Below are 23,474 nucleotides of genomic sequence, written 5' to 3'. Positions count from 1 at the left end.
CGGGTGCCGGGCCGGCTGCGGGACGGCCGGCCCGGCAAGCCCGACGAGGTCGCCCACCCGGTCGAGGTCAGGACCGCCGTCGGGCCACCGCCTGGATCTCGATGAGCAGGTACGGGTGGGGAAGCTGGTGCACGGCGACGGTGGTGCGGGTGGGGCCGGTCTCGTCGAAGTACTCGGCGTAGACCTCGTTGTAGCCGCCGAAGTCGTTCATGCTCACCAGATAGGTGGTGAGCTGGACGAGGTCGTCGAGGTCGGCCCCGACGGAGTGCAGGATGTCGCGGATGTTGTCGATGACGGCGCGGGTCTGCGCGCGGATGTCGAGGTCCGTGACGCCCATCGGGTCCGCCGCAGCACCGACGATCGTGTTGTCCGGCCGGCGGCTGGACGTACCCGAGACGAAGATCAGGTCACCGGCGACCTTGACGTGCGGGAACCGGCCGCGCGGCGTGGCCTTGCCGGGCACCACACCGTCGTGTCGTGCGCCGTTCTCTCCGGGCGGGGTCACGACGCGACCCGCAGGGACGCGGTGCCGAGCGTGTCGACGGTGACCCGGACGTGTGATCCGGCCCGCAGCGGCACGGCGGCGGTGGCCGCGCCGGCGAGCAGGACCGCACCGTCGGCCAGGTCCACGCCGCTGGCGGCGGCGAGCCGGACCGCCTCGGCGAGTGCCCGGCGGGGATCGCCGAGGATCGCGGCGGTGGATCCGATCTGGACGGGTCGCCCGTCGACCTCCATCAGCACACCGAGGTTGTCGATCCCGTCCGGCACCGGCTGCCAGGCGCCGAGGACGAAACCGCTGGCCGAGGTGTTGTCGGCGATGACCTCGGGCAGGGTGAAGCGGAAGTCGACGTACCGGGAGTCGATGACCTCGAGGGCCGGCGCGACCGCCGTGATCGCGCCGCCGTGGACGAGGAAGGCGACCTCCGGCTCGACCTTGGGGTGGAGGTGCGCGGAGAGCCGGAGCGTGCCGCCGTCGGGGATGCGCATGGCGTCGGTGAGCCGGCCCCAGATGACCTCGTCGACGCCCATCTGTGCCATCTTGGCCCGGCTGGTCAGCCCGAGCTTCAGGCCGACGGGACGTTCGCCGCGCGAGAGGCGGTGGGCGACCACGGCCTGCTGCACCCGGTAGGCGGTGGGTACGTCCAGCTCGGCGTCGGTGCCGATCTGCGGGATCGCGGCACGGCTGGTCGCCGCGTCGTCGAGGCGTCGGGCGAGGTGGTCGGTGGTGCTCATCGGCTTCCTCCGGTCGCGGTGGTCCGGTCGGTGGCGGCGACCAGGTCGAGGGCGACGTCGACGATCATGTCTTCCTGTCCGCCGACCATGCGGCGGCGACCCAACTCGACGAGGATCGAGCGGACGTCGATCCCGTAGCGCTGCGAGGCCCGCTCGGCATGGCGCAGGAAGCTGGAGTAGACCCCCGCGTAGCCCAGGCTCAGCGTCTCCCGGTCGACGCGGACCGGCCGGTCCTGCACCGGCCGGACCAGGTCGTCGGCGGCGTCCATCAGTGCGAACACGTCGCAGCCGTGGTCCCAGCCGTGGAGTTCGGCGACGGCGGCGAACACCTCCAGGGGTGCGTTGCCGGCGCCGGCGCCGTGCCCGGCCAGGGAGGCGTCGATCCGGGTGGTGCCGTGCTCCACGGCGGCGACGCTGTTGGCCACGCCGAGGGAGAGGTTGTGGTGCGCGTGGATGCCGATCTGCGTGGCCGGATCGAGGACCTGGCGGTACGCGTCGACGCGCTCGGCGACGTCGCGGGTCAGCAGCCGGCCGCCGGAGTCGGTGACGTAGACGCAGTGCGCGCCGTAGGACTCCATCAGCTTCGCCTGGGTCGCCAGCGCCACCGGGTCGTTCATGTGCGCCATCATCAGGAACCCGGACACGTCCATGCCGTTGTCGCGCGCCCATCCGATGTGCTGCGCCGAGATGTCCGCCTCGGTGCAGTGCGTGGCGATCCGTACGCTGGTCACGCCCAGGTCGCGGGCGGCCTTCAGGTCGGCGATGGTGCCGATGCCGGGCAGCAGGAGGGTGGTCAGTCTCGCGGTGGTGACCGCCTCGGCCGCCGCGGCGATCCAGTCCGCGTCGGATGCGGCGCCGTGCCCGTAGTTGACGCTGGAGCCGGCCAGGCCGTCGCCGTGGGCGACCTCGATCGCCGCGACCCCGGCCGCGTCGAGGGCGGCGGCGATCGTGCGGACCTGGTCGACGGTGAACTGGTGCCGGACGGCGTGCATGCCGTCGCGCAGTGTCACGTCCTGCAGATAGAGCCGGGTCATGCCGGCACCTTCCGATCGGTGCGGAATGCGACCATCCGTTCCGCCGTGCGCAGTGCGGCGGAGGTCATGATGTCGAGGTTGCCGGCGTACGCGGGCAGGTAGTGCCCGGCACCGGACACCTCCAGGAACACCGACACCTGTACGCCGGTGAACCGGGTGCCCAGCGCGGGCACGTACGTGTCGACGTGGTCGAACTGCACGCGTTGTTTCAGCCGGTAGCCGGGCACGTATCCGGCGACGGTGGCGACCATGGTCTCGATCGACGCGGTGACGGCGTCCCGGTCGACGTCCCGGTCGGGGCAGAGGCAGTAGACGGTGTCGCGCATCATCATCGGTGGTTCCGCCGGGTTCAACACGATGATCGCCTTGCCACGGCGGGCGCCGCCGACGACCTCGATCGCCCGCGCCGTCGTCTCGGTGAACTCGTCGATGTTGGCCCGGGTGCCGGGGCCCGCCGACCGGGAGGCGATCGACGCGACGATCTCCGCGTAGTGCACGGGTGTCACCTGGCCGACAGCGGCGACGACGGGGACGGTCGCCTGCCCGCCGCAGGTCACCATGTTCACGTTGGGCTCGTCGAGGTGCTCGCCGAGGTTGACCGGCGGCACCACGTACGGGCCGACGGCGGCCGGGGTCAGGTCCACCACCAGCCGGCCGTGCTCGCGCAGCAGTGCGGCGTGGCGGCGGTGCGATCCGGCAGACGTGGCGTCGAACACGACGCCGACGTCGGCGAACTCCGGCATCGTCAGCAGCCCGTCGATCCCGTCGGCGGTGGTGGCCACGCCGAGCCGGCGGGCTCTGGCGAGGCCGTCGGAGGCCGGGTCGACGCCGACCATCGCCGTCATCCGCAGCGACTCCGACAGGCGGAGAACCTTGATCATCAGGTCGGTGCCGATGTTCCCCGGCCCGATCACGGCCACCCCGGTCATGCCGCCTCCCCCGGGCTGAAGCAGGCCCGGACCGAGCCCAGGCCGGAGATCCGCGCCTCGTACGTCGCCCCGGCGGTGACCGGCACCATCGGTCCGAGTGCGCCGGACAGGACGATGTCCCCGGCGGCCAGCGGAGTGCCCGCGCCGGCGAGGGTCTGCGCGAGCCAGGCCACCGCGTGCACGGGATTGCCGAGACAGGCGGCGCCCGCCCCGACCGAGACCGGTTCACCGGCGTGTTCGAGGACCATCCCGGCCAGTCGGAGGTCGACGTCCGCCAGCGTGCGGGGCTGGTTGCCGAGCACGAAGAGTCCGGAGGAGGCGTTGTCGGCGACGGTGTCCACGATGGAGATGTCCCAGCCGGTGATCCGGGAGTCGACGATCTCGATCGCGGGCAGGACGTGGTCGGTGGCCCGGATCACGTCGGCGGGTGTCACCTGCGTGAACGTCAGGTCGGCGCCGAGCACGAAGGCGACCTCGGCCTCCACCCGGGGTTGCAGCAGCCGACCGACGTCGATCTCGGTGCCGTCCGGGACCGCCATGTCGGCGAAGAGCACCCCGAAGTCGGGCTGATAGACGCCGAAGGCCTGCTGGACGGCGGAGGACGTCAGGCCGATCTTCGCGCCGACCCGGCGGCGACCCGCCGCCTCCCACTCGGCGACCTGTGCCTGCTGCACCTGGTATGCGGCGTCGACGTCGCCGACCGGGATCAGGTCGCCGCGCAGCGGCGCGACGGGGGTATGCGTCTCGTAGGCGGTCCGCAGCAGTCGGGCGGACCGGGCGACATCACTCATGACAGATCCACACAGACGTTTGTCAGTTCGGAGTAGAAGTTCAGGGAGTGGGTGCCGCCCTCACGGCCGACACCGGATGCCTTGGCCCCGCCGAACGGGGTGCGCAGGTCCCGAAGGAACCACGTGTTGACCCAGACGATGCCGGTCTCCAGGCGCGTGCCGGCCCGGTGGGCGCGGCCCACGTCGCGGGTCCAGACGGTGGCGGCCAGGCCGTAGTCGCTGTCGTTGGCCAGGTCGAACGCCTCGTCCTCGTCGTCGAACGGCGCCACGTGGCAGACCGGGCCGAAGACCTCCTCCCGGTTGACGCGGGCGTCGGGCCCCAGGCCGGTCAGGACGGTGGGACGGACGTAGGCGCCGCCGTCGCGGGCGTCGGCGAAGGTCGGAATGTCACCGCCGGCGAGCACCGTGGCGCCCTCGGTCCGGGCCAGGTCGTAGTAGCCGAGCACCTTGTCCTGGTGGGCGTGGGAGATCAGCGGCATGTTCGCCGTCGCCTCGTCGGCGGGCCAGCCGAAGGTCAGCTCGTCGGCGCGGGCGGCGAGCCGGCTCACGAACTCGTCGAACACCGGTCGCTGCACGAGCAGTCGTTCGGTGCAGAGACACACCTGGCCGCCGTTGGTGAACGAGGAGCGCACCGATCCCTCGATCGCGGCGTCGAGGTCGGCGTCGGCGAAGACCAGGCCGGCGTTCTTGCCGCCCAGTTCGAAGGAGACCGCCTTCACGCCGTCGGCCGCCGCCCGCATGATCGTCTGGCCGGTGGCCGACTCGCCGGTGAAGGTGATCGCGTCGACGTCCGGATGCTGGGTCAGGAACTCCCCCGCCGAGTCGGGTCCGAAGCCGTGCACGACGTTGAAGACACCGTCGGGCACTCCGGCCGCCGCCATCACCTCGGCCAGCAGTGTCGCCGACGACGGCGTCTCCTCGGAGGGTTTGACCACCACGGTGTTGCCGCAGGCGAGGGCCGGGGCCACCTTCCAGGTCAGCAGCAGCAGCGGCAGGTTCCAGGGCACGATGACCGCGACCACACCGACCGGTTTGCGTACGGCGTAGTTCAGGGCGCGTCCGCCGGTGGGGGTCGGGGTCGTGAAGGACTCCGTCGGGGTGGTCGACACGATCTCGGCGAACGCGCGGAAGTTCGCCGCGCCACGGGGGATGTCGAGGGTGCGGGCCTGCGAGATGGACTTGCCGGTGTCACCGACCTCCGCCGCCACCAGGTCGTCGAAGCGGCGTTCCAACTCGTCGGCGACCCGGTAGAGGACCGCGGCCCGCTCCCGCTCCCCCATCCGGCCCCAGGGTCCCCGTAGCGCCGAGCGGGCGGCGGCCACCGCGGCGTCCACCGTGGACCGGTCGGCCTCGGCGACGTAGCGGATGGTCTCGCCGGTCACCGGGGAGACCTTGGCGAAGCGCGTGCCGGAGGTGTCGAATACGCCGTCGACGAAGTTCGGCAGGACGGTCGGCTCGCCGGCCGGTCGGCCGGCGAGCAGACTCGGGGACCAGAGCCCGTCGGTCATCACAGGCGTGCCTTTCGGTCAGGACGTGGTGGGCGCGGGGTCGGGGGCTTCGGCGGTGCCGGGATCGGCCACCAGGGCGACCACGGCGGCGTCGACGGTGGACTCGCCGGTCACCGAGGCGGCTGCCTCGTCGGTGACGACCAGCACGGTGGTGCCGACGCCGACGTTGAGCGGGTCGACGGCGACCAGCTCGGAGCCGTCGGGCCGGACCCGGACCAGGACGAGGCGTCGGCCCTGGAGCGAGGGCAGGATGCGGTCCGCCCACACCTTGCCGACGACCTCGCCGAGCACCATCAGGCTTCCCCGCGCAGGCTGGCCATGACCTCGCGGATCCGGGCCGTCTCGGGGTTGTCGAGCAGCGCCGCCGTGGTCGGGTGCGGTTTCGGGTAGACCTGCGAGCTGCGCAGGTCGCCGTGGGCGCGGATGGCGGCCTCGCCGGCGGCGACCGCCTGCCGCACGGCGGCGAGGGTGCCGCGCACGGCGACGGCGAGGTAGCCGCTGGTGACTCGTTCGACGCCGACGCAGCGGACGTCGGCGGTCTTGATCATGGCTTCGATGCCCGCGGAGAGGGCGACGACGCCGCGGGTCTCGACGATGCCGATGGCGATGTCGGAGGACATGTCTGGGTCTCCTTACCGGCTGTCAGTTGCCGACGAGTTGGGGGTCGGCCGCCAGCGCGCTGACGGCGTCGCAGGGGCTGGCGAAGACGATCGAGCGCACCGAGCGGCTCTTGGCCCGGGCGGTCTCCTCGCCGATGTCGACGGCCTCCTCGACGGTGGCGAGGTCACCGCGGACGGCGACGGCGATGATGCCGCCGCCGAGCCGGACGACCTTGGTGACCTCGACCTCGGTGGCCTTCACCATCGCGTCGACGGCGTCGAAGATGGGGGTGAAGCCTTCGGCTTCGACGAAGCCCACGGCTGTGTTCCGCATGCTCTCTCCTCTAGTGGTGGTCTGGCAGGTTCCAGGACAGGACGGCGCCGCCGGTGCCCCAGATGGGGCCGTAGGAGTGCAGGTGTGCCGGGCCGGTGCTCGCCCCGGCGCCGGCGGCGAAGGCCAGGGCCCGGAACTGGCTGTCGGCCTGGGCCTGCCGGGCGAACTCCTCGCGGACGGTGAGGGCTTCGTCGATCTTGCCGGCGGTGAGCAGGTCGAGGATCCGGGTGTTCCACTGCTCGTGGGCGGGTGCGCCGATGCGGTCCTGGTCGGGTTCGATCCACTCCTGGATGAGCCCGGAGGACATCCCGGTCACCACGACGACGGCGGCGCGCAGTCCGGCGTCACGGGCGGCGGTGGCGCCGGCGCGTCCGACGGCGGCGAGGGTGTCGGCGTCGGCGTAGAGGTTGCAGGAGACCTGCGCCCACCGCAGCTTCCGCTCGGGGTCGAGCAGTGCGGAGGTGACGATGGTGCCGGTGTCGATCGGGAATCCGTCGTAGCGGGTCCGTCGGGCCTGGAGTCCGTCGGACTGGACCCGGGCGGCCCAGCGTTCCGTGAAGTCGACGTCGAAGCGGAGGTCGTAGTCGAGCAGGCCGTAGTCGTAGGCGTACCAGTTCTCGTCGACGTGCTGGCCGCGCGGGTTGGGGTCGCACTGGAACTGGTGGCCCAGGACGGTGAACCACTGGGTGGAGAGCAGCAGCACCACGTCGGGTTCGAGTCGGCGTAGCCGGGCGCCCACGTCGCGGGCGGCGTCGGCCAGTGCCGACCAGCTCGGTGCGGCGTGTCCGGCGAGCAGGTGCGGCATGCCGGGCAGCAGTGCGCCGGCGACGATTCCGGTCCGGTCAGCCATGGTGGTTCCCCTCGGGCACCCACTCGACGACCGCGTTGCCGGTGCCGATGATCGTGCCGTAGCCGAGTACGTCGCCGGCGACCTTGGGCCAGCCCATCGCGGCGAGCATCCAGGTGAGGCTGCCGGCCTTCGTCTCGCTGGCGGTGGCCTCGATGTGTTCGGGGATGAGTTCGCGCAGCGGTGCGGTCGGTCCGCGCCGGATCGCTTCGAGCAGTTTCATGTCCCACCGGTACTGGTGGTTGTTGTAGGGGTGTTCCCGTTCCATGTCCTCGGGCAGTTCCGGTTCCTCGTGCCAGTGCAGGTGCGACAGCGAGTTGGAGGCGAGCAGGACGGCGCGGCGGCCGGTGGCTTCGACGGCCCGTCGGGTGGCTTCGCCGAGGACCTCCATCTCCTCCAGGGAGGCGTCGGAGTAGAAGTACGGGTTGTTGTTGGCCGAGAGGGAGACCACGGGGATGTCCCAGGCCGGGTTCGCGAGGTGCAGGGCGCCGATGGTGGCGTAGTCGACGCGGACGCGGGGGTCGTGCAGGGTGCGGGTGACCAGGCCGAGTCCGTTGGCCTCCTCGGCGATGGCCTCGCCGAGTTCGACGTCGGTGCGGAAGTCGTAGTGGTAGCGGAACAGGTGCGGGAAGATCGGCTCGACGGAGGTGCCGCGCGGGTTGGGCACGCAGTTGACGTGGTGACCGACCATGGTGATCCAGTGCGGGGCGTGCACGATGAGCACGTCGGGTTTGTGGACCTCGCGGATGCGTGTGCGCAGGCGCTCGTACGCCCAGCGCAGCGTCTCCCAGCCGCCGGTGGAGCGTGGTTCGTTCTGTGGCGGGTTCTCGGCGTAGATCAGGTGGGGCGGGTGCGGGCTGAGGCAGCCGGCGACGATGCCGCACCGTCGTGCCGTGGTGGTCGGTGACGGGGTGCGTGGGGCGGTGGTGGCACCGCCACGGGCCGGTGTGACCGGCACCCGGAAGACCTTGCTCATGAGCGTCCTTCCCCGCGTAGTACCCGCACGTGGGAGCGGTCGTGTGGGGCGGTGCCGAGGATCTGCAGCCCGTCGTCGTCGAGGGCGAGTTCGTCGGCGGCCAGTGCGGTGTCGTGTCGGATCCAGGCCCGCAGCGGCGCGGGATGTCCGCCGTGGACCTCGACGAGGGTGTCCTCGGCCAGGCCGCTGTCGGGGGCGACGTAGGCCAGGCGTCGCTGGCCGCGCTGGCCGGTGTAGGCCGGCTGGGTGGTGACGGTGGTCCGCAGCCAGCGTCGCTGGTCGCGGAGCCGTTCCCGGGTGGCGGCGGTCGCGGTGGGGTCGACCCGGCCGTCGGCGTCGAGTTCGACGCCGTAGCGCTGTCGTGCTTCGGCTGCGGTCAGGTACTCCTGGGTGACGTCGTCGGCGACGTGCTCGGGCAGCCGGTCCAGCGGGTCGCCCCAGCCTCCGCCGCCGGCGGACTCCATGACCAGCAGGTCTCCGGTGCGCATCGGGAAGCCGGCGACCTTGCCGGGGGTGGCGAAGTCGACGCGTTCGCCGTCGCCCCGCCGGATGTGGGTCACGGTGGGCGCGCCGGGGCCGCCGTGCCGCAGGCCGTAGGGCGGGACGGTGGTGCGGTCGGTCTGCACCGAGTACGCGCCGCCGCTGGCCAGCAGGCGGGTCTCGCGGCGGCTGCCGAGTCCGCCTCGGCGTGCGCCGTCGCCGCTGGAGCCGGTGCGCAGTTCGCAGGCCTCGACGAGGATCGGGATCTCGGTCTCCAGTCGTTCGACGGACTGGATGGTGGAGATGTCGCCGAGGTCGACGGGGTTCATGGCGCTGGGCCCGTCGGATTCGAGGAATCCGCCGTTGCCGCCGGCCGGGTAGTCGTAGTAGAGGTAGGGCCGGCCGGTGTGTTCGTCGACGCCACCGATGAGGTTCTGGAAGGTGGTGCCGAACTGGTCGGCGGCGATGAGGTCGGGTGCCACCTGGCTCAGTGCGGCCATCACGGCCGAGATGACGCGTTTGCGGACCTCGCTGTGGGCGTTTGCCGGGGCCGGGTAGCTGACGTGCACGACGGTGCCGGGTTCGGTGTGCACCCGCAGGGGCCGGAAGGCGCCGTGGTTGACCAGGCCGCCGGGGTCCAGGGCGGACTTGACGGCGATGAAAACACCGGCGACGGTCATCGCCCGCGAGGAGTTGACCACGGCGGCGACCTGGGTCGACGAGCCGCGGAAGTCGGCCTCGATCTCGTCGCCGTCGATGGTGAGCGCGCAGCGCACGATGGCGGCGTCGTAGTGTCCGTCGGTGTAGAGGTCGAGGTAGTCCTCGTAGCGGTAGGTGCCGTCGGGCAGCGCCTGGATCATGGTGCGCAGGCGGTGCTCGGTGCGGTCCATGTTGGCGGCGACGGATTCGAGGATCAGGTCGGTGCCGTGCCGGGCGACGAGTTCGCGCAGGCGCCGTTCGGCGGTGTGGCAGGCGGCGATGCTGGATTCCAGGTCGCCCCGGCGTTCCTCGGCCATCCGGACGTTGGCGAAGACGATGTCGAACGCGGCCCGGTTGGGTCGCCCCTGCTCGATGAGCTTGATCGGGGGGATCCGCAGCCCCTCCTGGAGGATCTCGGTGGCCTGGCCGGAGACGCTGCCCGGGGTCATGCCGCCGATGTCGGCCCAGTGCATGCGGACGCACGGGAAGAGGAAGAGCTGGTCGTCGACGAAGACCGGGCTGATCAGGGTGACGTCGTTGAGGTGGCTGCCACCGCGATAGGGGTCGTTGACGATGTAGAGGTCGCCGGGGCGCATCTCGTTGGCGAAGTCGGCGAAGATCTCGGCGACCGAGGCCGGCATGGCGATGACGTGGCCGGGCATGTCCCGGCCCTGGGCGACCATCTGTCCCTCGGGGTCGAACAGGGCGCAGGAGAAGTCCTGCGCGTCGGCGATCACCGGCGAGTGCGCGGTACGGAAGATCGTTTGTCGCATCTCCCGGACGATCGAGATGAGACCTTCGGTGACGACTTCCAGGTCGATCGGGTTCACAGTCATGCGGATGCCTCACTGGTTCCGGCTCGATCCCGGTGGTGGGAGAACGGACCATCTGGGATGGGCCACCGTGGGTGGGCCATCTCGTCGGGTGGACCATAACGCGCTGGACCATATTGTGGTCCTAGGGTTATATTATGAAACCTAGCAACCGAGAAGGTGGGAAGCAAGATGTCGTACGCCACTGAGACCAGCCCGGACGACGCGCCGACGCCCCGCGAGTCCGGCACACAGGCACTCGACCGCGCCCTCAGCGTGCTGCTCGCCTTCCGTGGCAACGACGCCGAACGCAAGGTCAGCGACGTCAGCCGCGAGCTCGGCCTACACAAGTCGACCGCCAGCCGGCTGTTCCGGGCGCTGGCCGACGCCGGTTTCCTGCACCGCAACGAGGACAACGGCAACTACCGGCTCGGGGTCACCGTCTTCGAACTCGGCGCGCGCTACCTCGCCGGCCTGGACCTGCACACCCTCGCCCGTCCCCTGGTGCACCGGCTGGCCGAGGAGGAGGGCGAGAGCGTCAACCTGTCGGTCCTGGAGGACCTCGACGCGATCTCCATCCACGTCGTGCAGGGCACCCGCAACCTGCAGCTCGTCTCCCGGCTGGGCCGGCGTATCCCGCTGTGGTGCAGCGCCGCCGGCAAGGCGCTGCTGATCGACCAGGACGACGCCGCGCTGCGCGCGACGCTGGCCGACGCACCCTTCACCGCGCTGACCGCGAACACGATCACCGACCTGGACACGTTCGTGTCCCGGATGGCGACCGTCCGCGAGCAGGGCTGGGCGCTCAACGACCAGGAGAGCGAGGAGGGACTGCGGGTCGTGGCCGCGCCGGTGCGCGACCGCCACGGCCGGGTCACCGGCGCGATCAGCGTCTCCGGCCCGATCTTCCGCCTCGACGAGGCCCGGGTGACGCAGCTGGCCGCAGCGGCCCGCCGCACCGCCGACGAGCTGTCCCGGCAACTCGGGTACGGCTTCGGCGACGTGTGGGGCGACTGACCCGGTCAAAACATCTCCTGCACGACGTCGGGGCGGACCCGCACGTGGAGCAGGGCCGGTCCGGCCAACGGCAGCACCTCGTCGAAGGCCGCCCGGGCACCCGCCTCGTCGGTGACCGTCCACGCCGGCACCCCGAGCGCGCGGGCCACGGCGGCGAGGTCCCGCTCGGGGAAGCGGGCCAACTGCGGGTCCACCCCGCGCGGGGCGAGTTTGCGGACCTCCGCGCCGTACGCGGCGTCGTCGAGGAGCACCAGCAGCACCGGTGCGCCGACCCGGGCCAGGGTGTCCAGCTCACCGAGACCGGTGAGCAGGCTGCCGTCGCCCTCGAAGGCGACCACCGGCCGCTCGGGACGGCCCACGGCGGCGCCCACCGCGAACGGCAGTCCGACGCCGATGCTGCCGAACTCCCACGGCGCGAGGAAGGACCGGTCGGTGGCGGCCGAGTCCAGCAGCAGGTTGGGCCAACCGCCGAAGTGACCGACGCCCACCACCGTGGTCCGCTCGCGCGGCAGGCGTTCGGCGCAGATCCGGATGAACGCCCGGGGATCGATCCGGCCCGGCCGGGACTCGATGTCCAGGCCCGCGAACGGATCGGCGGCCGCCAGGTCGGCGGCCAGGTCCGTGCTGCGCCAACGCGGTCGGTGCACCGGCGTCAGCACCGCCGACACCGCCTCCGCCGTCTCCCCCGCGTCGCCCAGCACCCCGGCCGACACGGGCCAGCGGGCGCCGATCGCGGCCGGGTCGACGTCCACCGCGACCAGCACCGCGTCCGGGAAGAGCGCACCGTGGTCGGCGGTCCACCGGTTGAGCCCGGCACCGAACGTGACCACCAGGTCCGCCCCGGCCAGGGTCCGCCTGGTCAGCGGCCGGGACAGCCCGCCGGCCACCCCGAGGTCGTACGGGTGCCCACGGAACAGACCGGCGGCCATCAGCGTGGTGGCGAGCAGGGCTCCGCTGCGGTCGGCGAGGTCCCGGATCGCGGCCGCCGCCGGTTCGGCACCCCGGCCGGCGAGCAGCACCGGGCGGTGCGCCGTGCGGAGCCGGCGGGCGAGCGCGTCGACGTCGGCGGGGTCCGGTGCGAGTGGTCGTGGCGCGCGGGGCACCATCGGCGCCGGGACCGGCGGGTGCTGCGGGACCTGCGCGTCGGCCAGGTCGATCGGCACGTTCAGCACCACCGGGCCGGTCAGCTCGCGGGCGGCCCGGAACGCCAGCCCGACGTCCCGCATCGCGGTGCCGGCGGTGTGCACCGGGACGAACGTGCCCGCCGTGGCCAGCGCGTACGGCTGCTGGTCGAAGTGCTGCACGTGCAGCGGGTCGCCGGGCGGAGTGTCGCCGGCGATCAGGACCAGCGGGGTGCGGGCCTGCCGCGCGATGGTCAGCGCCGCCCCGGCGACCGCCAGTCCCGGCCCCTGGGTGACGGTGGCGACGCCGCAGCGGCCGGTGGTGCGGGCGTACCCGTCGGCCATCATCACCGCGGCGTTCTCGTTGCGGGCCGCGACGAACCGGACGCCGTGCCGCTCGACCAGGTCGGCGACCAGATACATGTTGGCGTCGCCGAGCAGACCGAAGACGGTGTCGACGCCGTGCGCCACGACGGCGTCGGCGATCGCCTCGAACACCCTCACCGCGCGTCCCCGTCGAGGTAGCCGCCGGGCGGGCGCAACGCCACGCTCAGCGCGCCGAGGAAGGAGTCGTTGGCCGCCGCGTCGAAGCGGGGACCGGCCAGCCGGGCGGCACGTTTGGTCATCGTGCGGCCGACCACCGAGGTGGCCAGCAGCCGGTCGGTGATCGCGTCCACGGCGGCGGGCAGGTCGTCGGCGGCGACCACCCGGGTGACCAGGCGCAGGTCGAGCAGTTCCGCGGGTTCGACCCGCTCGCCGAGCAGCAGCCACCGCTTGGCCAGGTCGGCGCCGACGAGGTCGGCGAGGATCGCCATGCCGCTCCAGGTCAGCGGGATGCCGTAGGTCACCTCGGGGAAGGTGAAGAACGCGCTGTCCGCAGCCACCCGCAGGTCGCTGGCGAGCCCGATGACGGCGCCCGAGCCGATGGCCGGCCCGTTGAAGGCGGCGACCGTGGTCTGGTCCAGCCGGTACCAGCGTTCGACCAGGTCGGCGGTGCGCCGCTGGACGTGCATGGTGGTCTCGGGATCGAGGTCGGCCAGCTCACGCAGGTCGGTCCCGGCGCAGAACGCCGTGCCCTCGCCGGTGAGCACCACCACCTCGACGGTGCGGTCGCGTCCGAGTTCGTGCAGCACGTCCTCGAAGCGGCCGAGCATGTCGAGGTCGAAGCTGTTGCGCCGCCTCGGTCGGTGCAGGGTCACCCGGGCCAACCGGCCGGAGCGGTGCAGCAGGACGGACTGATCAGTGGTCATGGTGACTCCGAGGTCAGGAGGGCGCGGTCGACGAGCGCGGCGGCGTGGCCGACGTACGACAGCGGGTCGAGCAGCCCGGCCAGTTCCGGGCCGGGCAGGGCGGCGGCCACCTGCGGGTCGGCGCGCAGCACCTCGACGAACGGCCGGTTCTGCTCCAGGCTGTCGCGGACGATCCGCATCACCAGGTGGTGGGCCTGCTCCCGGCCGAGCGGTTCGGCGAGGCGGAGCATGATCGCCTCGGAGAGCACCAGCCCACCGGTGAGATCGAGGTTGGTGCGCATCCGGTCCGGATCGACGCCGAGGTCACCGAAGACCTCGACCAGCCGTTCCAGGGCACCGCCGATGAGGATGAAGCACTCCGGCAGCAGTTTCCACAGCGTCATGCCGACGCCCATGTCGCGGTCGTCCTGCGCCACCATGGTCTGCATCGCCAGCGGCACCTGGGCGCGCAGCGTGCCGGCCGCGGCGATCACCGCCTCGCAGCGGATCGGGTTGCGTTTGTGCGGCATGGTGCTGCTGCCGACCTGGGTGGCGCGCTGCGGTTCGTGGGCCTCGCCGACCTCGGTGCGGCCGAGGAAATAGATCTCGCGGGCCAGTTTCTCGGCGCTGGAGGCGACCAGTCCGAGGACCATCAGGCACTCGGCGAAGCGGTCCGAGGTGGCGTGCCACGGGGTGTCGGCGACGCCGAGGCCGAGTTCGTCGGCCACGGCCCGTTCCAGGGCGAACGCCTGCGGACCGTAGCCGGCCATCGTGCCGGCGGCGCCACCCATGCTGGTCACCAGCAGGCGTTCGCGCATCTGGACCAGGCGGGTACGGTGCCGTTGCAGTTCGCTCTGCCACACCGCGCAGCGCAGGCCGAACGTGGTCGGCAGCGCCTGCTGGCCGTGGGTGCGGGCGGCCATCGGGGTGGCCCGGTGTCGCAGGGCCAGCCGGCGCAGGATGCGGACCAGTTCGTCGACCTGGCGGGAGACGATGTCCAGGCCGGCCCGGGCGCGCAGCACGAACCCGGTGTCCATCACGTCCTGGGTGGTGGCGCCGAGGTGGACGTAGCGTCCGGCGTCGCCCTGGCAGGCGGCGGTCAGCGCCCGGACCAGCGGCACGAGCGGGTGCACGGTGTCGGCGGCGTCGGCGGCGAGCACCGCGGTGTCCAGCCGGTCGAGCCGGGCCGCGGCGGTGATCGCCTGGGCGGCGGCCGACGGGATGACGCCGAGGCCGGCCTGCGCACGGGCCAGGGCCGCTTCGACGTCGAGCCAGGACTGCATGAGCTGGCGGTCGTTGAAGACGCCACGCATCTCGGCGTTGCCGAAGAAGCTGGTGACGGTCAACGAGTCCAGGAAACACGAGCCGAGCTGCATCAGCGTTGCTCCTCACCGGTGAGCAGGCCGAGCGCGGCGCGCCGGTCGACCTTGCCGGACGGCAGTAACGGCAGGTCCGGCACGGTACGGATCAGCGTCGGCACCTTGTGTCGGGCCAGTCGGGCGGCGGCCGCCCCGGCGAGCCGGTCGGGGTCGGGCGTGGTGCCCGGGGCGGCGACGACGAGGGCGGCGACCTCTTCGCCCCAGCGCGGTGACGGCAGGCCGAGTACGCACACCTGCGCCACGGCCGCGTCGTCGAGCAGGGCCGCCTCCACCTCGGCCGGGCTGATGTTCTCGCCGCCTCGGATGATCAGTTCCTTGACCCGGCCGGTGAGGGTGAGGATCCGGTCGGTGTCGAGCGCGCCCAGGTCGCCGGTGCGCAGCCAGCCGTCCGAGGTGATCGCGGCCTGGGTGGCGGTCGGGTCGTCGACGTACCCGGCGGTCACCGACTCGCCACGGACCAGCAGCTCACCGGCGTGGCCGGGGGGCAGTTCGGTGCGGGTGCCGGGAGTGACGACGACGGCGTCCAGGTCCGCGACGATCCGTCCGACGGTGTCGCCGGGGCTGCCGCAGCTCGCGTCGCCGGGGTCGACGCTGATCGTCGGGCCGGCCTCGGTCTGCCCGTAGATCACGGCGATGCGGTCCAGGCCGAGTACCCGGCGGGTGCGGGCGAGCAGCGCCGGTGCGCAGGGCGCGCCGCCGAGGAAGCCGACCCGCAGCGACGACAGGTCGAAGCGGTCCGGTGCGGCCTCCACGGTGTCGGCGAGCATCGTGGCCATCGTCGGGACGGCCTGGAGCACGGTGCACCGGTGCCGGGCGATCTGGGTGAGCACCGGTTCGGTGCGGAAGCGGCTCACCGACACCCACAGTGCGCCGGTGACCAGGGCTAGCACGGCGCCGCTGCTGAGCCCGGCCGCGTGGGCCAGGGGCAGCGGTGAGGCGATCCGGTCGGTGGCGCCGAGTCCGGCGGCGTCGGCAGTCCACCGCGCGTTGGCGATCAGGTTGCGGGCGCTGAGCGCGACCATCTTCGGCGGGCCGGTCGAGCCGGAGGTGAACTGGATGTTCAGGGTGGCGTCCGGGTGTCCGGCGGGAGCGGGCACTGTGCCGTCGCCGATCCCGGCCAGGTTGTCGCCGAGGACGTGCCAGCCGTACGGGCGGGCGGACCCGGGCAGTGCGGCGAGCGCCTGCGCGGCGGTGGCGGCGCCGTCGCGGTCGCGGAGGCGACGGGCGACGAAGAGTCGGCGGGGACGGCTGCGGGCCAGCGCCGTGGTCAGCTCCGGGGTGCTCAGCCCCGGATGCAGGGTCACCAGGGCGGCACCCCGCCACGCCGCGGCGGCCAGCAGGACCAGCCAGTCGAGGCTGTTCTCGGCCCACACGGCGATCCGGTCGCCCCGGCCGACGTCGAGCGCGGCCAGGGTGGCCGCCCGCCGGCCGGCGAGGTCGGCGAACTCCCCCGCCGACACCGTCCGGTCCAGGTCGAAGGCGTACAGGGGGCGGTCCGGATGCTGGGCGGCGTGCTCCAGGACGGTGGCGTCGAGGGCGTGGATCACCGGATCACTCCTTGACGAGCAGCAGGTTTCCGTGGTCGTCGACGGTCGCGGTCCACCCGGCGCCGACCACGGTCGTGCTGCCGTTCTCCCGGATGACGGCCGGACCGGACACCGTGCGGCCGGGGGCCAGGTCGGTGCGGCGGTGGACGGTGGCGTCGACCCAGCCGTGTGCGCCGTAGACGCGGGTCGGCTCGGGCTGGGGGGTGGTGCCGGACGGGGGCGCGAACCGTACGTCGGGGCGAGGGCCGTAGGCGGTGAGTCGGCAGTTGACGATCTCGACCGGGTGGCCGGAGCGGGCGTAGGCGTACCGGTCGGCGTAGGCGGCGTGGAAGGCCGCGACCAGGTCCTCGACGGTGGCCGGGACGTCCTCGACGGGGACGGCGAGGTCGAAGGACTGGCCCCGGAACCGCATCCCCACCGACAGACCGAAGGTGACCTGGTCGGGTTCGACGCCGTCCTCGGCCTTGAGCTGGGCCCGTGCGGTGTCGCGCAGTTCGGCCACCACGGCACGTACGGCGTGCAGTCCGCTCTCGTCGGCCGCCACCAGCACGGTGCGGACGTAGTCGTGCCGGGCCTGGGCGGTGACGAAGCCGAGGGCGGAGAAGTTGCCCGGCACCGGTGGCACGAGGACCCGGCGGATGCCCAGGTCGTCGGCGAGCACGGTGGCGTGCATGGGGCCGGCGCCGCCGAAGGGCATCAGCACGAAGTCCCGGGGGTCGTGGCCGCAGGCGACCGAGATCTCCTTGATCGCGCTGGTCATCTTGGCGGTGGCGATGGTGAGGATCCCGTGTGCCAGTTCCAGGTCGTCGAGGCCGAACTCGGTGGCCAGGCGGTGCATGGCCGTGCGGGCGGCGGCGACGTCGAGGCGTACCTCGCCGCCGAGGCTCTCTTCGGCGTCGAGGTGGCCGACGAGCAGGTGGGCGTCGGTGGTCGTCGGCTCGGTGCCGCCCCGGCCGTAGGCGGCGGGGCCGGGGGTGGAGCCGGCGCTGCGGGGGCCGATGCGGAGTTCGCCGCCGAGGTCGCGCCAGGCGATCGAGCCGCCACCGGCACCGATGGTGTTGATCTCGACCTGGAAGGTGCGGTTCGGGTAGCCGGCGATCGTCCCGTCGTTGGTCATCAACGGGGTGCCGTTCTTGATCAGGCAGACGTCGGTGCTGGTGCCGCCGATGTCGCAGGTGATCACGTTCGGGTAGCCGGCCAGGCCGGCGACGTGGACGCTGGCGGCGACGCCGCCGGCCGGGCCGGACAGGGCCAGGTTGATCGGCAGCCGGCCGGCCTCCTCGGTGGACACCACACCGCCGCTGCTGGTCATGATCGACAGTGGGTGGGCGTAGCCGCCCTCGGCGAGGGTGTCGCCGAGTCCGCGCAGGTAGTCGGAGACGGTGGAGCGGACGCTGGCGTTGAGCACGGTGGTGGCGAAGCGCTCGTACTCGCCCTGTTCCGGCACCACGTCGGAGGAGATGGTGCAGACCAGGTCGGGATAGCGTTCGGCGAGACGGGCGGCGGCGGCCCGCTCGTGCGCCGGGTTGCGGTAGGAGTGCAGCAGGCAGACGGCCACGGCCTTCGGCCCGGCGGCGGCCACCCGGTCCAGCACGCTGTCGAGGGCGGCGGTGTCCAGCGGCCGCACGACGCTGCCGTCGGCGCCGATGCGCTCGGGCAGGACGTGCCGCAGTCGACGGGGGGTCAGCGGGGGGCGTCCCGCCTCCTTGACGCTGTAGAGCTGCGGTCGGTGCCCGAGCCCCATCTCCAGGACGTCGCGGAAGCCCTCGGTGGCGACCACGCTGACCGGCTCGCCGGAGCCTTCCAGCAGTGCGTTGGTGACCCGGGTGGTGCCGTGGACGAAGCGGTCGACCTCGTCGAGGCGTACGCCGAGCTTGGCCAGGCCCTCGAAGATGGCCGCGGCCGGGTCGTCGGGCGTGGACAGGGTCTTGGCCTCGGCGAGCCGGGCGGTGGCCGGCTCGTACACGATGACGTCGGTGAAGGTGCCACCGATGTCGACGCCGATGCACAGCATGGCGAGCCTTTCGATAGTGGTGGGCGCGCGGGGGCCGGCGGCCGGCAGCGGCGCGCCGTCGGAGGCGGGCGGGTCAGAAGGTGACGCCGTAGCGGCGCAGGGTCTTGCTGGTGACGGTCCGCAGGATCCAGTCGAAGAGGTAGCCGAGCAGGCCCAGGGTGATGATGCCGACGAAGACCCATTCGGTCTTGGCGTAGTTGCGGGCGGTCCAGATGAGCGATCCGAGGCCGCTCTGTGCCGCGACGATCTCGGCGGAGACGATCGTCAGGAAGGAGTTGCCCATGGCCAGCCGGGCGCCGGTCACGACGTGCGGCACGGTCGACGGCAGCACCACCGAGGCCAGGGTGCGTGCCGCGTTGGCGCCGAGCGCGCGGGCGGCGCGCAGGCGTAGTTCGTCGACGGACAGGACGCCGGCCAGCGTGTTGAGCGCGACGATGAAGACGGTGGTGTAGAAGATCAGCGCGATCTTCGACGCCTCTCCCGGCCCGAGCCAGATGATCGCCAGGGTGACGAAGGCGATCGGCGGGACGAACCGGAAGAACTGGATGTACGGGTCCAGCATCAGCCGCAGCCACGGTACGCAGCCCATCAGGAGCCCGACCGGTACGCCGATGACGACACCGAGCGCCCAGCCGGTGAGGATCCGGGTCGACGAGGCGCTGATCGAGCTGGCCAGCGTGCCGTCCTGGATGAGTTCGACCGCACCGCGCCAGGTGAGCAGCGGCGAGGGCAGGAAGAAGGCGGTGTAGTTGCGGCTGACCAGGTCCCAGATGACGACGCCGAGCAGCACCGACAGGGCCGACAGGCCGATCCGGGTCAGCCTGGGTCGGCTGGTGCGGCGGCGGGCCGGGCCGGTCGTGTCCCGGCTGGTCTTCTCCGGCACCGCGCGGAGGTCCACGCTCATCGTCGTGCCTTCCTGTCGGCGCCGTCGGTTGTCGGGCGCTGTCGACCGTCGTGTCCGTCGTCGAGGCCCTGGGCCTGCAGGGTGCGGGCCACCTCGGCGCCGATGTCCTCGCGGAGTTCGCGGAAGAGTGCGGCGCTGGCCGGGTCGGTCAGGTCGCGGGGCCGGGGCAGGTCGCACGGGTAGACGGTCTTGATGGCCGCCGAGGGTCCGGCGGTCATGGTGACGATCCGGTCGCCGAGCAGGATCGCCTCGCCGATGTCGTGCGTGACGAACACGATGGTGGCGCCGGTCTCACGCCAGATCCGGTCGAGTTCGACCTGCATGACCAGGCGGGTCTGGGCGTCCAGGGCGCCGAAGGGCTCGTCCATCAGCACGACCGACGGTTCGTTGGCCAGCACCCGGGCCAGTTGTGCGCGTTGGCGCATGCCGCCGGAGAGTTGGCCGGGGAACCGGTCGGCGCTGTGGCTGAGCCCGACCATCGCCAGGTAGCGGTCGACGTCGGCGGCCCGCTGGGCCTTGCCGACGCCGCGCATGCGCGGGCCGAACTCGACGTTCTGTCGGACCGTCAGCCACGGGAAGAGCGCTTCGGCGCTCTGGAACACCACGCCCCGGGAGACGTCGGGGCCGGTGACCCGCGCGCCCGCGCAGGTCACCTCCCCACCGACGGGTGTGACGAAGCCCGCGATCGCGTTGAGCAGTGTCGACTTGCCGCAGCCGCTGGGGCCGAGCAGGCAGACGAACTCCCCTGCGGCGATGTCCAGGTTCGCCTGGCGGACCGCAACGAAGTCGCCGAACCGGATGTCGACGTCGCTCACGGACACCGGGGAGCCCGTACGGTTCACGCCACCCCCCTGATCATGACGGTCGCCGGGTCGGCCTTCTGGCTGACGATGTTGCTGTCCTGCTGGAACTGGGCGATCTCGTTGTAGCGCTGGATGTCCTCGTCGGTGAAGTCACGGACCTGGCACTGCACGCCTTCGAGAAGGGACTGGGCCTCGGCGGCGGGCACCTTGATCGCGGTCTCGGTGACGGTGCCGGCCTTGGCCGGGTCGGCGGTGAGCTGCTCGCATGCCTGGGCGATGGTGTCGACGACCTTCTTGGCCGTCTCCTTGTTGCCCTCGTACCAGGCGCCGTCGACGCCGATCACGAGGTTGTAGACGTATCCGATCTCGCCGCTGGTCAGCAGCACGGTGCCGCCGTTGGCGACGCCCCGCGAGGGCCACGGCTCCCACATGATGTAGCCGTCGACGTCGCCGCGTTGCAGAAGCGCCGGCATCTCGGCGGGTGAGGCGTTGACGAACTCGACGGTGTCACGGGCGATGTTGCGGCTGTCGAGGACCTTGTTGGTGGCGTACTCGTTCACGGTGCCCGGCACGACGCCGTACTTCTTGATGCCGGCGACGTCGGTGATGCCGGAGCGGGCGACGAGCTTGATGAAGCTGGGCGACTGCGAGAAGACCGCGAGTCCCTTGATGTCGCCCCGGGTCGCGCGGTTGAGCAGGCTGGATTCGGTGCTGGCGGTGACCTGGCCCTGCTTGGCCAGGATCGCGTCGAGCCCGCCGGTCCCCTCCTGGTACTGGGTGACGGTCACGTCGAGCCCGGCCTGGTCGAAGAGGTTCTCCTGGTCGGCGAGGTAGATCGGCGAGTACGCCGGGTCGACGCCGACGCCGAAGTTGACGGCGGGGTTGGGGCCGCTGTCGCCGTCGGACTCGCCGGAGGACTGGTTCTCGGAACACGCCGCCATGGCGACGGTCATCAGCAGGGCGGCGGCCGCAGCCGTTACGCGCATTCTCATGGCTACCCCAGACTTCAGCGGCTCATATTGTGGTCTTAGTTTCTTAATATGGGACGCTACTGTGAGGCGCTCGACAACGTCAAGAGGCGCAAGTGAAAGCCTCTCACCACAGACAGTAGCCAGAGACCGCCGAACGCCCCGTCGCGCTCATCAGCACACGGAGGAGATAGCGACCATGAAGTACCTGAACAACCCACTTGATGCGACGAGTCCGAAATCTCGGACGGGCGAGCCGGACAAGACGACCGTCACGCAAAGTGTCGATAGCTCGGCCGTGGATCGGCTCATCTCCCGCAGCGGGCACACGCCGACGACGATCGAGCGGACCTGGACCGTGACCGACACGCTCCTCTACGCCCTCGGTGTCGGCGCCGGAGCCGACGAACTCCGTTACACCACGGAGAACACCGCCGGGCACCCGCACGCCGTACTCCCGAGCTTCGCCACCCTGCTCGCCGCCGACCCGCCGTACCTCGGCGAACCGGCCGTCGTCCGGCACGCCGGGGAGACCCTGACCCTGCACCGACCGTTGCCACCCGCCGGCCGGGCCCGCATCACCGCCGCCGTCACCGGCGTCCACGACCAGACCAGCGGTGCTCTGCTCCACCACCGATCCGAGATCCACGGCACCGACGGCGTCCACCTGGCCACCGTCGAGCGCAGCATGTTCGTCATCGGGGCGGGCGGCTTCGACGGCCCACGCGCACCACGCACCCACTGGCAGCGACCGGCGGAGCACCCCGACCACACCACTGCCCACCACACCCGCCCTGACCAGGCGCTGCTCTACCGCCTCAACGGCGACCGCAACCCACTGCACTCCGATCCGGCGGTAGCCGTCGCCGCCGGCCTACCCGGCCCCGTCCTGCACGGCCTGTGCACGTTCGGCTTCGCCACCCGGACCCTGCTGCGCACGATCGCCGACGACGCCCACGACCGGGTACGACGGCTCAGCGCCCGGTTCACCGCACCACTGTTCCCCGGCGACACCCTCACCGTGCTGGTGTGGCGCCGCCCGGGTGGCGCACTCTTCCAGGCCGTCGACGGCCGAGGCCGTCCGGTCCTCAATCAGGGCACGCTGGACCTGCACGGATGACCACGAGGCGACGTCCGCGCGCCTGAGTCCGCGCCACGGACGGGGAGCCCCTCCCGGCCGTGCCGAGCGGTAGCCTGGACGGGCAGCCACCTTTCGAGGTGGCGGCACGGCGGTGGGGCCCGCCGTACCCGAACCGTGCCGCACCCGGTCACCGACGGTCCCTACCTGATGATCCTCGCGCACGCCCGCACCGGGTGTGGAGACCGCCCAGGTAGGAGCCCGTGCACGTGCCGCGTGACGAACACCGCGACCCAGCCGCCCGCAGCCCGCTGCGCGAACCGGTCGATCCCGACATCGTCGTCCCACCGGGGCCACCCGGTCGGGTGCCGCGACAGATCGAGATCCTCGCCGCGATCGCGGCCGGCGGCGTCCTCGGCGCCTGTGCCCGCTACGGTGCCGTCGTGCTGTTCCCGACCGCGCCCGCGGCGTTCCCGTGGACGACGTTCTGGATCAACATCACCGGCTGCGCCCTGATGGGTGCGCTCCTGGTCCTGATCACCGAACGGCGCACCGCGCACCCACTGGTCCGGCCCTTCCTCGGCACGGGCGTCCTCGGCGGCTACACCACGTTCTCCACCTACGCCCTCGACGGCCAGCACCTGATCGGTGGCGGTCGGGCGGGCACGGCACTGTTCTACCTCGGCGGCACCCTCGTGGCGGCGCTGGCCGCCGGGTGGGGCGCGGCGACGCTCACCCGACTGTTCCTCGCCACCCGCCCCACCCGGGACGGAGCCGCCGGATGAACTGGCTCATGGTCATCCTCGGCGCCCTCGTCGGCGCGCCCCTGCGCTACCTGATCGACCGCACCGTCCAGGCCCGGCTGGGCACCGCCTTCCCGTGGGGCACCTTCACCGTCAACCTGCTCGCCTGCGTCGCCCTCGGTCTCCTCGCCGGGTTCAGCACCGCGACCACCGTGCCGGCTGCCCTGCAGCACCTGATCGGGACCGGCCTGTGCGCGACGCTGAGCACCTACTCGACGTTCTCCGTCGAGACGATCCGCCTGACGGAGAACGGCGCGACGCTGCTGGCGGTCGCCAACGCCCTCGGTAGCGTCCTGGCCGGGCTGGCTGCTCTCTCCCTCAGCAGCCACCTCGCCATCGTGCTCCTCAGCTGAGTGCGACGGCCCGTGC

Annotated in this window: 24 protein-coding genes; 4 read left to right on the top strand and 20 right to left on the bottom strand. The window is 72.1% G+C overall.

The genetic code is table 11. From position 1 onward, the window contains the following. Positions 1-67: 67 nt before the first annotated feature. The 12 genes from ACFYTT_RS01480 to ACFYTT_RS01425 are packed head-to-tail and all read right to left on the bottom strand — an operon-like array spanning position 68 to position 10,266. On the bottom strand, positions 68-505 hold the full coding sequence (locus ACFYTT_RS01480) for a RidA family protein (RefSeq protein ID WP_387257021.1): 438 nt from the start codon (positions 503-505) through the stop codon (positions 68-70). Next, the gene (locus ACFYTT_RS01475) at positions 502-1,233 is read right to left on the bottom strand and encodes a 2-keto-4-pentenoate hydratase (RefSeq protein ID WP_387257018.1); all 732 of its coding nucleotides are present in this window, start codon (positions 1,231-1,233) and stop codon (positions 502-504) included. Before ACFYTT_RS01475 ends, ACFYTT_RS01480 begins: the two co-directional genes overlap by 4 nt. Further along, positions 1,230-2,267, bottom strand: a complete 1,038-nt coding sequence (gene dmpG / locus ACFYTT_RS01470) for a 4-hydroxy-2-oxovalerate aldolase (RefSeq protein ID WP_131053141.1) — start codon at positions 2,265-2,267, stop codon at positions 1,230-1,232. The genes ACFYTT_RS01475 and dmpG overlap by 4 nt, the downstream gene beginning before the upstream one ends. After that, positions 2,264-3,196, bottom strand: a complete 933-nt coding sequence (locus tag ACFYTT_RS01465) for an acetaldehyde dehydrogenase (acetylating) (protein ID WP_176093605.1) — start codon at positions 3,194-3,196, stop codon at positions 2,264-2,266. The genes dmpG and ACFYTT_RS01465 overlap by 4 nt, the downstream gene beginning before the upstream one ends. Continuing rightward, positions 3,193-3,987, bottom strand: a complete 795-nt coding sequence (locus ACFYTT_RS01460) for a 2-keto-4-pentenoate hydratase (RefSeq protein ID WP_387257014.1) — start codon at positions 3,985-3,987, stop codon at positions 3,193-3,195. Before ACFYTT_RS01460 ends, ACFYTT_RS01465 begins: the two co-directional genes overlap by 4 nt. Continuing rightward, entirely contained in the window at positions 3,984-5,495 is a 1,512-nt protein-coding gene (locus tag ACFYTT_RS01455; protein ID WP_176093607.1) for a 2-hydroxymuconic semialdehyde dehydrogenase, read from the bottom strand. The genes ACFYTT_RS01460 and ACFYTT_RS01455 overlap by 4 nt, the downstream gene beginning before the upstream one ends. Positions 5,496-5,513: 18 nt before the next feature. Next, the gene (locus tag ACFYTT_RS01450; RefSeq protein ID WP_131053137.1) at positions 5,514-5,789 is read right to left on the bottom strand and encodes a EutN/CcmL family microcompartment protein; all 276 of its coding nucleotides are present in this window, start codon (positions 5,787-5,789) and stop codon (positions 5,514-5,516) included. After that, complete coding sequence (locus ACFYTT_RS01445) at positions 5,789-6,115, bottom strand: BMC domain-containing protein (RefSeq protein ID WP_176093608.1); 327 nt, start codon at positions 6,113-6,115, stop codon at positions 5,789-5,791. The genes ACFYTT_RS01450 and ACFYTT_RS01445 overlap by 1 nt, the downstream gene beginning before the upstream one ends. A 22-nt stretch (positions 6,116-6,137) precedes the next feature. Further along, positions 6,138-6,428, bottom strand: coding sequence for a BMC domain-containing protein (locus tag ACFYTT_RS01440; RefSeq protein ID WP_117230022.1), 291 nt, complete (start codon positions 6,426-6,428; stop codon positions 6,138-6,140). Positions 6,429-6,438: 10 nt separating this feature from the next. After that, complete coding sequence (locus ACFYTT_RS01435) at positions 6,439-7,278, bottom strand: 2-amino-5-chlorophenol 1,6-dioxygenase subunit alpha (RefSeq protein WP_357214820.1); 840 nt, start codon at positions 7,276-7,278, stop codon at positions 6,439-6,441. Continuing rightward, positions 7,271-8,251, bottom strand: a complete 981-nt coding sequence (locus tag ACFYTT_RS01430) for a tRNA U-34 5-methylaminomethyl-2-thiouridine biosynthesis protein (RefSeq protein WP_131054367.1) — start codon at positions 8,249-8,251, stop codon at positions 7,271-7,273. Before ACFYTT_RS01430 ends, ACFYTT_RS01435 begins: the two co-directional genes overlap by 8 nt. After that, on the bottom strand, positions 8,248-10,266 hold the full coding sequence (locus tag ACFYTT_RS01425) for a hydantoinase B/oxoprolinase family protein (RefSeq protein WP_387257008.1): 2,019 nt from the start codon (positions 10,264-10,266) through the stop codon (positions 8,248-8,250). Before ACFYTT_RS01425 ends, ACFYTT_RS01430 begins: the two co-directional genes overlap by 4 nt. A 168-nt stretch (positions 10,267-10,434) precedes the next feature. On the opposite strand from ACFYTT_RS01425, the gene ACFYTT_RS01420 reads away from it, so the two are divergent. After that, positions 10,435-11,259, top strand: coding sequence for an IclR family transcriptional regulator (locus ACFYTT_RS01420; protein ID WP_254876815.1), 825 nt, complete (start codon positions 10,435-10,437; stop codon positions 11,257-11,259). Between the two features lie 5 nt (positions 11,260-11,264). Here the strand turns inward: ACFYTT_RS01420 and ACFYTT_RS01415 are convergent, their stop codons facing one another. The 8 genes from ACFYTT_RS01415 to ACFYTT_RS01380 all read right to left on the bottom strand — a co-directional run bounded on the left by ACFYTT_RS01415 (position 11,265) and on the right by ACFYTT_RS01380 (position 21,248). Continuing rightward, on the bottom strand, positions 11,265-12,884 hold the full coding sequence (locus ACFYTT_RS01415; RefSeq protein WP_387257007.1) for a thiamine pyrophosphate-binding protein: 1,620 nt from the start codon (positions 12,882-12,884) through the stop codon (positions 11,265-11,267). After that, entirely contained in the window at positions 12,881-13,630 is a 750-nt protein-coding gene (locus ACFYTT_RS01410; protein WP_131054371.1) for an enoyl-CoA hydratase/isomerase family protein, read from the bottom strand. Before ACFYTT_RS01410 ends, ACFYTT_RS01415 begins: the two co-directional genes overlap by 4 nt. Next, entirely contained in the window at positions 13,627-14,985 is a 1,359-nt protein-coding gene (purB, locus tag ACFYTT_RS01405; protein WP_176093613.1) for an adenylosuccinate lyase, read from the bottom strand. Before purB ends, ACFYTT_RS01410 begins: the two co-directional genes overlap by 4 nt. Then, on the bottom strand, positions 14,985-16,535 hold the full coding sequence (locus ACFYTT_RS01400; protein ID WP_387257004.1) for a class I adenylate-forming enzyme family protein: 1,551 nt from the start codon (positions 16,533-16,535) through the stop codon (positions 14,985-14,987). Before ACFYTT_RS01400 ends, purB begins: the two co-directional genes overlap by 1 nt. Positions 16,536-16,539: 4 nt before the next feature. Further along, on the bottom strand, positions 16,540-18,549 hold the full coding sequence (locus ACFYTT_RS01395; protein ID WP_131054826.1) for a hydantoinase/oxoprolinase family protein: 2,010 nt from the start codon (positions 18,547-18,549) through the stop codon (positions 16,540-16,542). 73 nt (positions 18,550-18,622) lie between these two features. Further along, on the bottom strand, positions 18,623-19,453 hold the full coding sequence (locus ACFYTT_RS01390) for an ABC transporter permease (RefSeq protein WP_176093616.1): 831 nt from the start codon (positions 19,451-19,453) through the stop codon (positions 18,623-18,625). Next, complete coding sequence (locus ACFYTT_RS01385; RefSeq protein WP_236145888.1) at positions 19,450-20,274, bottom strand: ABC transporter ATP-binding protein; 825 nt, start codon at positions 20,272-20,274, stop codon at positions 19,450-19,452. Before ACFYTT_RS01385 ends, ACFYTT_RS01390 begins: the two co-directional genes overlap by 4 nt. Before the next feature lie 17 nt (positions 20,275-20,291). After that, a complete protein-coding gene (locus ACFYTT_RS01380) occupies positions 20,292-21,248 on the bottom strand; it encodes an ABC transporter substrate-binding protein (RefSeq protein WP_176093617.1) in 957 nt (318 codons plus the stop codon). Positions 21,249-21,522: 274 nt separating this feature from the next. Between ACFYTT_RS01380 and ACFYTT_RS01375 the strand changes: the two genes are divergently transcribed. The 3 genes from ACFYTT_RS01375 (at position 21,523) to crcB (ending at position 23,458) form a co-directional block, all read left to right on the top strand. After that, complete coding sequence (locus ACFYTT_RS01375) at positions 21,523-22,344, top strand: MaoC/PaaZ C-terminal domain-containing protein (protein ID WP_387257000.1); 822 nt, start codon at positions 21,523-21,525, stop codon at positions 22,342-22,344. A gap of 227 nt (positions 22,345-22,571) precedes the next feature. After that, entirely contained in the window at positions 22,572-23,087 is a 516-nt protein-coding gene (locus tag ACFYTT_RS01370; RefSeq protein ID WP_176093619.1) for a CrcB family protein, read from the top strand. Continuing rightward, positions 23,084-23,458, top strand: coding sequence for a fluoride efflux transporter CrcB (gene crcB / locus ACFYTT_RS01365; protein ID WP_387256997.1), 375 nt, complete (start codon positions 23,084-23,086; stop codon positions 23,456-23,458). Before ACFYTT_RS01370 ends, crcB begins: the two co-directional genes overlap by 4 nt. Positions 23,459-23,474 lie beyond the last annotated feature (16 nt).

This window comes from Micromonospora sp. NPDC003816, assembly GCF_042874705.1.
In the GTDB taxonomy this organism is placed as follows: Bacteria; Actinomycetota; Actinomycetes; order Mycobacteriales; family Micromonosporaceae; genus Micromonospora.
The sequence above is the reverse complement of the archived record's forward strand: the minus strand, read 5'-3'. Positions and strand labels throughout refer to the sequence as shown.